Here is a 12,628-nt window from a genome sequence, read left to right as displayed (position 1 = left end):
AACTGCGCGAGAAGCCCCACCGGACCCGCACCCGAGACGCACCCCCCGGCCGCTAAGACTCGGGCAGCGCGGGTGCCACCTTCGCCGGCGTCGCTTCCAACCCCTCCAGCGCGATCCGGATCGCCTCGTCGAGCTGAGGGTCACGCCCGGCGGCGTGGTCCTGCGGCGCCTGCACCACCTCCACGTCGGGATCGACCCCGTGGTTCTCGACCCCCCACCCGTACCCCTCCAGCCAGAACGCGTACTTCGGCTGGGTCACCAGCGTCCCGTCCACCAGCCGGTACCGGCTGTCGATCCCGACGACCCCGCCCCAGGTCCGGGTACCGACCACCGGCCCGATCCCGAGCGCCTTGATCGCCGCGTTGACGATGTCCCCGTCCGACCCGGAGAACTCGTTGGCGACGGCGACGACGGGCCCCCGGGGCGCGTCGTCGGGATAGCTGCTCGCCCGCATCCCCCGCGGCAGGTCCCACCCGACGATCCGCCGGGCCAGCTTCTCCACCACGAGCTGGGAGGTGTGCCCGCCCCGGTTCTCCCGGACGTCCACGACCAGCCCCTCCCGCGCGACCTCGATGCGCAGATCGCGGTGGAGCTGGGCCCAGCCGGAACCCACCATGTCGGGCACGTGGAGATACCCGAGCCGGCCACCGGACTTCTCGTGCACGTACGCCCGCCGGTCCGCCACCCACGCGTGGTACCGCAGGGGCTCCTCGTCGGAGATGGGCACCACCACGGGGTGCCGCGGATCCCCGCCGCCCGACGGCAGCACGGTCAGCTCGACCGCCTTGCCCGCGGTGCCGACCAGCAGCGGTCCCGGGCCGGCCAGCGGATCCACCGGCTGCCCGCCGACGGCGATGATCGCGTCCCCGGCCCGCACGGCCACGCCGGGCGCGGCGAGCGGCGAGTGCGCGTCCGGGTCGGAGGTCTCCGACGGCAGCACCCGGTCGATGCGCCACAGCGGGGTGCCCTGGGGACCGTCCTCGTGCCGGGAGATGTCCGCGCCGAGCAGCCCCTGCCGCCGGTCGCCGGAGCCGCCCCGGCCGCGCGGGGTGACGTACGCGTGGGAGGTGCCCAACTCGCCCTGGACCTCCCAGAGCAGGTCCACGAGGTCGTCGTGGGTGGCCACCCGCTGAAGGACGGGGCGGTAGCGGTCCAGGACGCCGGACCAGTCGACTCCGCCCAGGTCGGGCCGCCAGAAGTTGTCCCGCATCAGGCGGCCGGTCTCGTCGAACATCTGGCGCCACTCGGCGGCCGGGTCGACGGTCCGCCGGATGCGCGAGAGGTCGACCGTGACGTTGGTGTCGCTGTCGTCGTCGCCGGAGGCACGCCGGTCGCTGGGGACGACCTTGAGCTTGCCGTCGGTCCACAGCAGGACCCGTTTGCCGTCGCCGCTGACGGCGAAGTGGTCGGCGTCGGACGCCAGATACTCCAGGCGCCGCTGGGCGAGGTCGTACCGCTCCAGGGAGGTCTTCGGGTCGGGGTCGTCGGGCGTGGCCCGCAGATGGCCGAGGACGCCGGTGACGGGGTGGCGCAGCCACAGCACGCCGTCCTTCGCGGCGCGGAGCGTGGAGTAGCGGGCGGCCTCGACCGGGAAGGGCACGATCCGGTCGGCGAGCCCTTCGAGGTCGATGCGGGTGGTCGGGGTGCCCTCGCTGTCGGGGGTCTCGTCCTTGTCGGGCGCCTCGAACGGCCGGCCGTGGCGCTGCGGTCCGAAGGGGGACGGGGTGGTCGCAGCGAGCGTGATGAGGTGCGGGCGGGCGCCGCTGACGAAGTGCAGGTCGAAAACGTGTTCGTCGTAGACCGGGTCGAAGGCGCGGGCGGAGAGGAAGGCGAGGTGTTTGCCGTCGAGCGTGAACGTCGGCGAGAAGTCCTGGAAGCGCAGTGGGGTCGCCTCGGTGACGGACAGGTCGGCGGTGTTGGCGAGCTTGAGCTGGCGCAGCGGGCGCGGGCCGGGGTGCGACCAGGCGAGCCAGGCCGAGTCGGGCGAGAAGACCAGCCCGGTCACCTCGCCGTCCTCGCTGCGGTCGACCTCGCGCACCTCGCCGGTCTCCCGCTCGACGAGCAGCACGCGGCCGTCGTCGGCGGCGACGGCGACCCGGCTGCCGTCGGGGGCCACGGCGAGTCCGAGGACACGGCCCAGCTGCCCGGCGGCGAGGCGGCGCGGGGTGGCGCCGGGACCGACGCCGGTCGCCGGGGCGAACTCCAGCGCGTCGTCGCCCTCCGCGTCCGTCACCCACACGACCCACTCCTCGCCCTCCACCCGGAAGGTGCGGGGCAGCCGGGCCCGTACGCCGTCCTCGGCGGCGAGCGCGCGGGCGGGGCCGGAGCGGTGGGTGATCCAGTGGATCGAGCCGCGCACGGAGACGGCGCTGCCCCGGGCGGTGTGGTCGGGCGAGGCGGACCCGAACCAGCGGGAGGCGTTCACCGGGAACGGCTGGAGGTCCACGCGCTGTCCGCCCAGCCGGATGTCGAGCCTGCGCGGCTCGGCGCCGTCCAGGTCGTCCAGCAGCCACAGCTCCCCGGCGGACGCGTACACGACCCGGGTGCCGTCGGTGGCCGCGTGCCGGGCGTAGAAACCGTCGACTGGGGTGTGCCGGCGCAGGTCGGAGCCGTCGGCGAGGGAGGAGTAGAGCGCCCCGACGCCCTCGTGGTCGGAGAGGAACGCGATCCGGTCCCCGACCCACATCGGGTATTCGAGGTTGCCGTCCAACTCGGTGTGCAGGCGCACGAATTCCCCGGCGCCCTCCGCACTCTCGTCGGCCCGGTCGATCCACAGCTTGCCCGCCGTGCCGCCCCGGTACCGCTTCCACCAGGCGGCCTCGCGGCCCATCGGCGCGGACAGCAGCACGGTGGCGGGGCCGTGGGCGACGTCGCCGACCGGCCCGTAGGGGAGGGTGGTGGCCGGTCCGCCGTCGAGCGGCACGGCGCGCGCCCAGCTCCGCCGGAGGCTGGCCTGCCCGTGGGTGCTGAGCGCGAGGACCTGACCGTCGGGGGTCCAGCCGCGCACCTGGGTGCGCCAACTCCCCCAGTACGTCAGGCGCTTGGCCGATCCACCGTCGACGGGCGCGATATGCACCTCGGGTGCGCCGTCCCGGGTGGAGGTCCACGCGACGGTGGTGCCGTCCGGGGAGATCCGCGGATGGTTCACGGGTACGTTGTCCGCGCTGACCCGCCAGGCACGGCCGCCGTCCAGAGGCGCGACCCACACGTCGTCCTCGGCGGTGAAGGCGACCAGGTCGCCGTGCAGATGCGGATACCGGAAATACGCGAGCTGAGTCACCCAGTTACTTTATGCAGCGTTCGGTCTGATGGGGAGGGGTTTGGATCATGTCCCTCGCCCCGGGACCGCGCCTCGGGCCGGGCCTCACTTGCCCTCGGGCACGCACGCCGGGTCCTTCTGGCACCAGATGGTCTGGGTGACGGTGACCGTCGCGGTCGGCCCCGGCCGGTCGGGGTCCGGCTGTCCGGCGCTCGGCGTCGGGGCCGGGGCGTCGCAGTTGCCGAGCACGTCGACGTGGAACCACTCCTTGCCGTCGACCTTCGCGGTCAGGTCCCCGCGTACGCACCTGCCGTTGACCTCTTTGGTCACCTTCCCGGTGACCTCGATGTCCCGGCCTTCCTTGTCCTCACCGGTGCAGTCGACGTCCGCGACGGTGTTCGCGGACGCGGACGGCGCGCCGGACTTCCTGTCGTCACCCTGCCCGCCCCCGCCGTCGCTGTCGTACGACGCCGTGCAGTTGAGCCACTGGACGTCGAGGCCCTCCCGCTCCAGCTCCTTGGTGGCGAGCTGGTCGGTGGTGAACGCGACCGCGCCGGTGTTGAGCCCGCCGCCCTCGCAGGCCACCAGAGCGGCGACCGCGCAGATGCCGAGCCCGGCTCCCAGCAGGAGCCGACGCCCGCCCGTCCGGTACGCCTTGACACGCCTCCATGCCCCCATGCCTGGCAGCCTGCCACCGCCCGCGGCGGCACGGAAGACCGCATGCGGCCAAGCCGCCGGGACCGGGGGACACGGGGCGGGGACGTCAGCCGCTCATCAGCAGCCATTCCTGCAGCTCGACCAAGTTCCCCTCGGGATCCTTGAGATGGGCCACCCGCATACGGTCGGTCATACGTGCGGGCCCGTGCAGGAGCCGCACGCCGAACGAGGTGATCCGCTCGCAGTACGCGTCGAGGTCGTCGACCCGCAGGACGACCAGTGACCGGTGCCCGTTCGCCGCGTCGGCCAGTTCCCCGAGCACCTCGGCCATCATCGCCCGGTCCTGGAGGGCGATCCCCGCGGACCCGACGGCCGGGCTGAACTTCTCGTACGGCCCGTCGACCGCCCCGGACTGCGGCTTCAGCCCGAGCACATCGGCGTAGAAGCGGTAGCAGACGGTGAAGTCGGAGACGAGCAGCCTTACTTGGGCGAGTTCCACGATGCTCCCTTGGGGGTCGGGGACGCCGGTCGGGACCGGGTGGCGGTCAGGACCAGCGTCCGGTCCGGCCCAGCAGCAACGCCCCGGCCGCCGTCCCGGCGGTCGACGTACGCAGCACACTGGGCCCGAGTCGGTACGCCCCCGCGCCCGCCTCGCCGAAGAGCGCCAGCTCCTCCGGCGACACGCCCCCCTCGGGCCCCACGACGAGCACGATCTCCCCGGCCGTCGGCAGCTGCGCCGTGGCCAGTGTGTCGTCGCCGCTCTCGTGCAGGACCGCGGCGAAGTCGGCCTTCGCCAGCAGCTCCGCGACCTGCTTGCCCGTGGCCGCGTCCGCGACCTCGGGGAATCGCGTCCGGCGGGACTGCTTGCCCGCCTCGCGGGCGGTGGCCCGCCACTTGGCGAGGGCCTTCTGCCCCCGCTCGCCCTTCCACTGGGTGATGCAGCGGGAGGCGGCCCAGGGAACGATCGCGTCGATACCGACCTCGGTCATGGTCTCGACGGCCAGCTCGCCCCGGTCACCCTTGGGCAGCGCCTGGACGACGGTGATCCGGGGCTGCGCCGCGGGCTCCTCGTGCACGGTCTCCAGGTCCATGACCACGAGCCGGTCCTTGCCCTCGGCGGCCTTGACGATGCCCTCGGCCCAGCGGCCGCGCCCGTCCGTGAGGACGACGTCCTCACCGGCCCGCAGCCGCTTCACGGAGACGGCGTGCCGGCCCTCGGGTCCGTCGAGGACGAGCTCGCCGCCGCAGCCGTCCGGCAGGTCCAGCGAGTCGACCACGAACACCGGTGCGGTCATCGCCCCTCGTTCCCGGTCTGTACGCCGCCCAGCCCCGCCGCCGGGCTGCCGACCCGCGCGGCGGCCTGCTCGGCCTGTGCGGCGGCGATCTCGGCGGCCAGCACCTCGACCAGTTCCCCGGCCGGCATGTCCCGGGCCATCCGGTGCCCCTGCCCGGCCCAGAGCGCCATGCCCTGCGCGTCCCCGGCCTTCGCGGCGGCCTTGCGCAGCGGGGAGGTGAGGTGGTGGACCTCCGGGTAGGCGACGGGCGCGTACGGGCCGTGCTCGCGCAGGAACCGGTTGACCAGGCCCCGGGCCGGACGGCCGGAGAAGGCTCGGGTCAGCTCGGTGCGGACGAAGAGGGGGTCGGTGAGGGCCTGCTTGTGCACGGCGTGCGCGCCGGACTCGGCGGTCGCGAGGAACGCCGTGCCGAGCTGGGCCGCGCTCACCCCCGCCGTGAGGAGCGCGGCGATCTGGCTGCCGCGCATGATGCCGCCGGCCGCGACCATCGGCAGCGCCACGGCCTCGCGGACCTGGGCCACGAGCGAGAGCAGACCGATGCCGGCGCGGTCCCGCTCGGGGTCGTCCCGGTGGGTGCCCTGGTGGCCGCCGGCCTCGACGCCCTGCACGATCACGGCGTGGGCCCCGGACCGCTCCACGGCCTGCGCCTCCTCCGCCGAGGTCGCGGTGACCAGGGTGAGCGTGCCCTTGCGGGCGAGGGCGTCGACGACCTCGGGCGTCGGGCACCCGAAGTGGAACGACACCACGGGGACCGGGTTGTCGAGCAGTACGGCGAGCTTGGCCTCGTAACCGTCGTCGCGTCCGCTGTCCGGGTCGCCCAGCTCGGCGTCGTACCAGGTGGCCTCACCCGCGAGCTGCTCCGCGTAGACCTCGACGGCGGCGGCAGCGGGGGGCGCGGGGTCAGCCACTCCGGTGGAGCCGGTGCTCGCGCCGGGGTGCTCCGGCTGCGGCATGAAGAGGTTCACGCCGAAGGGGCGTGAGGTGAGCGCCCGGAGCGCCTTGATCTCCTGGTACATCCCGTCGGCCGTCTTGTACCCGGCGGCCAGGAACCCCAGCCCGCCGGCCTCGGACACGGCGGCGGCCAGCCGCGGCACGGACACGCCGCCCGCCATCGGGGCCTGCACGATCGGGAGCGGGACGAGATCGGTCAGTGCGGAGGACATGACGGCATGGTGCCATGTCCTCCGGGTCCAGCCGAATCGGGGACGGACGGCCGCTCGTCGGGTGCGGGTGGGCGGGGGCGGGCCGGGGAAGCGAGGGGCGCGGCCCCCTGCTTCTCAGCGGCGGCGGGGACCCCGCGAGAGGCCCCACGCAGCCGCACCCGACCCGCGTCCGCTCAGCGTCCGTTGAACGCGTCCTTCAACCGGGAGAACAGGCCCTGCTGTCCGGGCTGGAACTGCCCGGTGGGCCGCTCCTCACCCCGCAGCGCGGCGAGCTGCCGCAGCAGCCCCTCCTGCTCGGGGTCCAGCTTCGTCGGCGTCTGGACCTCGACGTGGACGATCAGGTCGCCCCGTCCGCCGCCCCGCAGATGCGTGACACCGCGCCCGTGCAGCGGGATCGACTGCCCGGACTGCGTCCCGGGCCGGATGTCGACCTCCTCCAGCCCGTCCAGCGTCTCCAGCGGCACCTTGGTACCGAGCGACGCCGCCGTCATCGGGATCGTCACCGTGCAGTGCAGATCGTCGCCGCGCCGCTGGAACATCGAGTGCGGCAGCTCGTGGATCTCGACGTAGAGGTCACCGGCGGGACCGCCGCCGGGCCCGACCTCGCCCTCACCGGCGAGCTGGATGCGCGTGCCGTTGTCGACACCGGCCGGGATCTTGACCGTCAGCGTCCGCCGCGACCGCACCCGTCCGTCGCCCGCGCACTCGGGGCAGGGGTTGGGGACGATCGTGCCGAATCCCTGGCACTGGGGGCAGGGCCGGGAGGTCATGACCTGGCCGAGGAAGGACCGCGTGACCTGGGAGACCTCACCACGACCGCGACACATGTCGCAGGTCTGGGCGGTGGTGCCCGGGGCCGCGCCCTCGCCGCTGCACGTCACGCAGACGATGGCGGTGTCGACCTGGATGTCCTTCGTCGTGCCGAAGGCCGCCTCGTCGAGGTCGATCTCCAGCCGGATCATCGCGTCCTGACCCCGGCGCGTACGCGACCGGGGGCCGCGCTGGGACGCCGTGCCGAAGAACGCGTCCATGATGTCCGAGAAGTTCCCGAAGCCACCGGCGCCGAAGCCGCCCGCGCCGCCGCCGCCCGCCTGGGACAGCGGGTCGCCGCCGAGGTCGTAGACCTGCTTCTTCTGCGGGTCCGACAACACCTCGTAGGCGGCGTTGATCTCCTTGAACCGCTCCTGGGTCTTCGGATCGGGATTGACGTCCGGGTGCAGCTCGCGCGCGAGCCTCCGGAACGCCTTCTTGATCTCGTCCTGAGACGCGTCGCGGCGCACGCCGAGCACGGCGTAGTAGTCCGTGGCCACTTAAGACTCCGCCAGGATCTGTCCGACGTACCGTGCCACCGCTCGTACCGCTCCCATCGTTCCCGGATAGTCCATGCGCGTAGGTCCGACCACGCCCAGCTTCGCTACTGCCTCGCCGCCCGAACCGTAACCGACGGAGACGACGGACGTGGAGTTGAGTCCCTCATACGCGTTCTCATGACCGATGCGTACGGTCATGCCCGAATCCCCGGCCTCGCCAAGCAACTTGAGGAGGACGACCTGCTCCTCCAAGGCTTCCAGAACGGGCCGGATGGTGAGGGGGAAGTCATGTCCGAAGCGGGTGAGATTGGCGGTACCGCCGATCATCAGCCGCTCCTCGCTCTCCTCGACGAGTGCCTCCAGCAGGGTGGAGAGCACCGTGGCGACCGTGCCCCGGTCCTCGACGTCGAACGCCTCCGGCAGGTCCTCGACCAGCTTCGGGACATCGGTGAACCGGCGGCCCGCGACCTTGCTGTTGAGGCGGGCGCGCAGATCCGCGACTGACGTTTCTCCGAAGGGCGCCGGGCAGTCCACCAGCCGCTGCTCCACCCGTCCGGTGTCCGTGATCAGCACGAGCATCAGCCGGGCGGGGGCCAGCGACAGCAGCTCCACGTGCCGCACCGTCGACCGTGTGAGCGACGGGTACTGCACGACGGCGACCTGCCGCGTGAGCTGCGCCAGCAGCCGCACGGTGCGCGCCACCACGTCGTCGAGGTCGACCGCGCCGTCCAGGAAGTTCTGGATGGCGCGCCGCTCGGGCGGGGTCATCGGCTTGACGCCCGCCAGCTTGTCGACGAAGAGCCGGTACCCCTTGTCGGTGGGGATGCGGCCCGCGCTGGTGTGGGGCTGGGCGATGAAGCCCTCGTCCTCCAGCGCCGCCATGTCGTTGCGGACGGTCGCCGGGGAGACCCCGAGGTTGTGCCGCTCCGTGAGCGCCTTGGAACCGACCGGCTCCTCGGTGCCCACGTAGTCCTGGACGATGGCGCGCAGCACCTGGAGCCTGCGTTCACTGAGCATCGCGCACACCTCCAGCTCGCTCTTCCGTGACTCCCCCTTGGCACTCACCCCGGGCGAGTGCCAACACTCCCCGCCCAGTGTACGGCGGTGGGGTACGCCCCCGGCAAGGCCGGTCCAGCCATGTCATGCCGACGTGTACCGACCTGTCCGGCGATGTCGGGCCCCTGCCCGACCGTCGCCGGGTCCCCTGGCGGCGCGCTTCCTACCGACGGGTACGCGACGACGGGCGCGGTCGGCCCGGGTCCGCCGACCGGCGAGCACACGGGCGGCCGCACCGCCCCGCGGCCCGCCCATGGCGACCCCGGAAGCTTTCACGACAGGCCCTCTTCGCGGCCTGCCCCACCCCCTCCCGCACCGGCTGACGCCGAGCTACAGCTAGCGTCGGGGCATGACGGTGACTTGGGAAGAGTGCGGGTGGCAGGGATTGACGCCACGCGTCGGACGGTGCCGCCTTCCCGGCTGGGACTGCACGGTCGGACTGGTGGCCGGGGACGGTGCGGCCCTCATGATCGACGCGGGTTCCAGCCTGCGGGAGGGCGCGCGGTTGCGGGCCGAGGCGTGGCAGCTGCTCGGTGGCGCCCGTGTGACGCATCTCGCGCTCACCCACCCCCACTTCGACCATGTCTTCGGGGCGGCGGCGTTCGCCGGGGTGGAGGTCTTCGGCGCGGTGGGCGTCGACGGCGTCCTGACCCGTGACCGCGACGCCCTCCGCGCGGACGCCGTGCACCACGGCCTGCCCCCGGCGGACGCCACCGAGGCCGCCGACCTCCTCGTCCTTCCCCGACACCAGGTCTCCGGCGAGTGGACGCTCGACCTGGGCGGCGGCCGTCAGGTGCTGCTGGCGAACGTGGGACCGGGGCACACCGCACACGATCTGGTGGTCCTCGTCCCGGGCACGCCGGGGACCGGAGACTCTGCCGGTTCTCCGGAGGTCGTCTTCTGCGGAGACCTGGTCGAGGAGTCCGGGGAACCCCAGGCCGGCCCCGACGCCGTCCCGTCCCGCTGGCCGGACGCGCTGGACCGTCTGCTGGCCCTCGGCGGCGAGGACGCGCTGTACGTGCCCGGTCACGGGGCGGTGGTGGACGCGGCCTTCGTGCGGGCCCAACGCGACGCGCTGGCCCGGCGCTTCGGCGTGTCGGGCTGAGTACGGAGCATCCGGGCGCCGCTTCTCCTATCGTCATCCGAATGCGCCAGTACTCACCCGACCTGACCCCTCCCTGGAAGAAGCCCAAGCCGGTCCCCGAGGTCCCGGCCGACCCCGGACTGGTCGTCGAGGAGCCCACCACCGGCTTCTGCGGCGCGGTCGTCCGCTGCGAGGCGGGCACGGTGACGCTGGAGGACCGCTTCGGCAAACACCGTGTCTTCCCGCTGGAACCCCGGGGCTTCCTGCTGGAGGGCCGGGTGGTGACGCTGGTCCGCCCCGCGTCGTCGTCCCCCACCCGCCCGTCCCGCACGGCTTCCGGCTCGGTGGCCGTGCCGGGCGCCCGCGCGCGCGTGGCCCGGGCCGGCCGCATCTACGTCGAGGGCCGCCACGACGCCGAACTCGTCGAGAAGGTCTGGGGCGACGATCTGCGCATCGAGGGCGTGGTGGTGGAGTACCTGGAGGGCGTGGACGACCTGCCCGCGATCGTCGCGGACTTCGCACCGGGGCCGGACGCGCGCCTCGGGGTCCTGGTCGACCATCTGGTCCCGGGCAGCAAGGAGTCCCGTATCGCGCAGTCGGTGACGAGCGAACACGCACTGGTCGTGGGGCACCCGTACATCGACATCTGGGAGGCGGTGAAGCCGTCGTCGGTGGGCATCACGGCGTGGCCGCGCGTGCCGCGCGGGCAGGACTGGAAGACGGGGGTCTGCCGGGCGCTGGGGTGGCCCGCGGAGAACACGGGGGCGGTGTGGCAGGCGATTCTGGCGCGGGTCGGCTCCTACAGGGATCTGGAGCCGGAGTTGCTGGGGAGGGTGGAGGAGTTGATCGACTTCGTCACGGCAGCCGGTGAAGCCTCACCCCGGTGACCGTCCCGAACTCGCTCGTGTCCAGCTTCAGATCGAGCGATTCGAGCACCACCGGATCACCGAACTTGGTGATCCACTGTCCACGGTAGTCAGCTTGGTCCCCCTCTCCCACCGGGTCCGTCAAGAGAACGCAGTGCGCCACAATGGGGTCGACGATCAGATAAGCGGGGATCTTGCCTGCCGCGTAGATAGATCGCTTGACGCCGTAGTCCCGGTCGACACTCGTTTTCGAGACCACCTCGACCACCAGGCTGGCCAACCGAGAGGGAACCAGATTCCCCGAGGCCGGAGCCACGCCGCGTTCCAGCACCAGCAGGTCCGGAATGGGCTCGCTGGCTTCGCCGATGATGTCGACATCCGTCGTCTGGAGCCGTTCCCAGCGCTTACGCGGAATCTGGTCCTGCACGTCCGTCACGATCCGGTTGTGCACCAGATCGGGAGCAGCCGTCATCACGATTTCCCCGCGGAGGAGCTCGACCTTGACGCCCTCGGGAGGCTCAAGCTCCTCGAAGTACTTGGTCATTCCACGCTCGTCCACAGCGGTCATCTCCGTGGCCCTCCACATCCGCCGCGTACTTTTCGCGGCAGCCTACGAACCAGGTTAGGTACCGAATCCCTGTTTCGCAGGGATTCACCCACCCGAGTGATCAGTCCACCAGATCCCGCACCACCGCGTCCGCCAGCAACCGCCCCCGCAGCGTCAGCACCGCGCGCCCCTCGTCGTACGGGCCCGGCTGCAGCAGTCCGTCGGAGAGCGCGCGCTCGGCGGCCGCGAGGCCTGCCTCGCGCAGCAAGGACAGCGGGCACCCCTCCCGCAGCCGCAGCTCCAGCAGGATGCGCTCGACGCGGCGGTCCTCGTCCGACAGGAGCTCACGTCCGGCGCCCGGCGACTTCCCCGCGGCCAGCGCGCCCGCGTACGCGCCGGGGTGCTTGACGTTCCACCAGCGCACGCCGCCGACGTGGCTGTGGGCGCCCGGTCCCGCACCCCACCAGTCGGCGCCCCGCCAGTACAGCTCGTTGTGCAGGCAGCGCCCGGCGTCGGACGTGGCCCAGTTGGAGACCTCGTACCAGTCGAACCCGGCGGCCGAGAGCGTCTCCTCGGCGATCAGGTAGCGGTCGGCGTGCACGTCGTCGTCGGTCATCGGCACCTCGCCCCGGCGGATGCGCCGCGCCAACTGGGTGCCCTCCTCGACGATCAGCGCGTAGGCCGAGATGTGGTCCGGCCCGGCGCCGAGCGCGGCGTCCAGGGAGGCCCGCCAGTCGTCGTCCGACTCGCCGGGCGTGCCGTAGATCAGGTCGAGGTTGACGTGGGCGAAGCCGGCGGCGCGCGCCTCCGCGACGCAACGCTCGGGGCGCCCCGGCGTGTGCGTACGGTCGAGGATCTTCAACACGTGCTGCCGGGCGCTCTGCATCCCGAACGACAGTCGGTTGAAGCCACCCGCGCGCAGCGTCTCCAGGTAGGCGGGGTCGACCGACTCCGGGTTCGCCTCGGTCGTCACCTCGGCGTCGTCCGCGAGACCGAACTCCTCCCGGATCGCCCCCAGCATCCGTACGAGGTCGTCGGCGGCCAGCAGGGTCGGTGTCCCGCCGCCGACGAAGACCGTGCGGACGGGGCGCGGGTCGTCGCCGAGGACCTTGCGGGCGAGGCGGATCTCGTCGACGACCGTGTCCGCGTAGTTGTCGCGGGAGGCGAGGACGCCGCCGGTGCCGCGCAGCTCGGTGGCGGTGTAGGTGTTGAAGTCGCAGTAGCCGCAGCGGGTCGCGCAGTACGGGACGTGGAGATAGAACCCGAGGGGACGCTCGGCCGCGTCGGCCAGGGCGTGCGCGGGCAGCGCCCCGTCGTCGGGGACGGGCTCACCGTCGGGGAGTGCGGAAGGCATGCCTTCCATTGTCCAGCAACGGCGCCGGTCCTCGTTC

11 protein-coding genes are annotated in these 12,628 nt (G+C 72.7%); 2 read left to right on the top strand and 9 right to left on the bottom strand.

Annotated elements, in window-relative coordinates; genetic code table 11:
- Positions 1-52: 52 nt before the first annotated feature.
- The 7 genes from RM704_RS32360 to hrcA form a co-directional block, all read right to left on the bottom strand.
- Positions 53-3,280 carry a S41 family peptidase gene (locus tag RM704_RS32360; protein ID WP_033530053.1) on the bottom strand — a complete coding sequence of 1,076 codons (3,228 nt, stop codon included), beginning with the start codon at positions 3,278-3,280 and terminating at the stop codon, positions 53-55.
- 84 nt (positions 3,281-3,364) lie between these two features.
- Complete coding sequence (locus RM704_RS32355) at positions 3,365-3,937, bottom strand: hypothetical protein (protein WP_311591633.1); 573 nt, start codon at positions 3,935-3,937, stop codon at positions 3,365-3,367.
- Positions 3,938-4,022: 85 nt separating this feature from the next.
- A complete protein-coding gene (locus RM704_RS32350; RefSeq protein WP_033530052.1) occupies positions 4,023-4,415 on the bottom strand; it encodes a VOC family protein in 393 nt (130 codons plus the stop codon).
- Between the two features lie 46 nt (positions 4,416-4,461).
- Positions 4,462-5,211, bottom strand: a complete 750-nt coding sequence (locus RM704_RS32345) for a 16S rRNA (uracil(1498)-N(3))-methyltransferase (RefSeq protein ID WP_033530051.1) — start codon at positions 5,209-5,211, stop codon at positions 4,462-4,464.
- Positions 5,208-6,374, bottom strand: coding sequence for a nitronate monooxygenase (locus tag RM704_RS32340; RefSeq protein ID WP_033530050.1), 1,167 nt, complete (start codon positions 6,372-6,374; stop codon positions 5,208-5,210). The genes RM704_RS32345 and RM704_RS32340 overlap by 4 nt, the downstream gene beginning before the upstream one ends.
- A gap of 173 nt (positions 6,375-6,547) precedes the next feature.
- Positions 6,548-7,684 (bottom strand): molecular chaperone DnaJ, encoded by a 1,137-nt coding sequence (gene dnaJ / locus RM704_RS32335; protein WP_033530049.1) that lies wholly within the window; start codon positions 7,682-7,684, stop codon positions 6,548-6,550.
- Positions 7,685-8,701, bottom strand: coding sequence for a heat-inducible transcriptional repressor HrcA (gene hrcA, locus RM704_RS32330; RefSeq protein ID WP_033530048.1), 1,017 nt, complete (start codon positions 8,699-8,701; stop codon positions 7,685-7,687).
- A gap of 388 nt (positions 8,702-9,089) precedes the next feature.
- On the opposite strand from hrcA, the gene RM704_RS32325 reads away from it, so the two are divergent.
- Entirely contained in the window at positions 9,090-9,845 is a 756-nt protein-coding gene (locus RM704_RS32325; RefSeq protein ID WP_033530047.1) for an MBL fold metallo-hydrolase, read from the top strand.
- Between the two features lie 41 nt (positions 9,846-9,886).
- A complete protein-coding gene (locus RM704_RS32320; RefSeq protein WP_033530046.1) occupies positions 9,887-10,711 on the top strand; it encodes a DUF3097 domain-containing protein in 825 nt (274 codons plus the stop codon).
- On the opposite strand, the gene RM704_RS32315 is transcribed toward RM704_RS32320, so the two are convergent.
- Both RM704_RS32315 and hemW read right to left on the bottom strand, forming a co-directional pair.
- Positions 10,680-11,258, bottom strand: coding sequence for a Uma2 family endonuclease (locus tag RM704_RS32315; protein ID WP_078937299.1), 579 nt, complete (start codon positions 11,256-11,258; stop codon positions 10,680-10,682). The two genes, RM704_RS32320 and RM704_RS32315, sit on opposite strands and share 32 nt — an antisense overlap.
- Positions 11,259-11,358: 100 nt before the next feature.
- Positions 11,359-12,591: a radical SAM family heme chaperone HemW gene (hemW, locus tag RM704_RS32310; protein ID WP_033530044.1), complete on the bottom strand. Its 1,233-nt coding sequence runs from the start codon at positions 12,589-12,591 to the stop codon at positions 11,359-11,361.
- Between the last annotated feature and the right edge of the window lie 37 nt (positions 12,592-12,628).

Source organism: Streptomyces gottesmaniae, assembly GCF_031845845.1.
GTDB lineage: Bacteria > Actinomycetota > Actinomycetes > Streptomycetales > Streptomycetaceae > Streptomyces > Streptomyces akebiae.
This window is presented reverse-complemented; position numbering and strand designations above follow the sequence as displayed.

What these genes read in the sequence shown, in the direction of transcription:
- RM704_RS32355 (WP_311591633.1), bottom strand. Translation starts at nt 3,937, where the DNA reads ATGGGGGCATGGAGGCGTGTCAAGGCGTACCGGACGGGCGGGCGTCGG.
- RM704_RS32345 (WP_033530051.1), bottom strand. Translation starts at nt 5,211, where the DNA reads ATGACCGCACCGGTGTTCGTGGTCGACTCGCTGGACCTGCCGGACGGC.
- RM704_RS32340 (WP_033530050.1), bottom strand. Translation starts at nt 6,374, where the DNA reads ATGTCCTCCGCACTGACCGATCTCGTCCCGCTCCCGATCGTGCAGGCC.
- hrcA (WP_033530048.1), bottom strand. Translation starts at nt 8,701, where the DNA reads ATGCTCAGTGAACGCAGGCTCCAGGTGCTGCGCGCCATCGTCCAGGAC.
- RM704_RS32325 (WP_033530047.1), top strand. Translation starts at nt 9,090, where the DNA reads ATGACGGTGACTTGGGAAGAGTGCGGGTGGCAGGGATTGACGCCACGC.
- RM704_RS32320 (WP_033530046.1), top strand. Translation starts at nt 9,887, where the DNA reads ATGCGCCAGTACTCACCCGACCTGACCCCTCCCTGGAAGAAGCCCAAG.
- RM704_RS32315 (WP_078937299.1), bottom strand. Translation starts at nt 11,258, where the DNA reads ATGACCGCTGTGGACGAGCGTGGAATGACCAAGTACTTCGAGGAGCTT.
- hemW (WP_033530044.1), bottom strand. Translation starts at nt 12,591, where the DNA reads ATGCCTTCCGCACTCCCCGACGGTGAGCCCGTCCCCGACGACGGGGCG.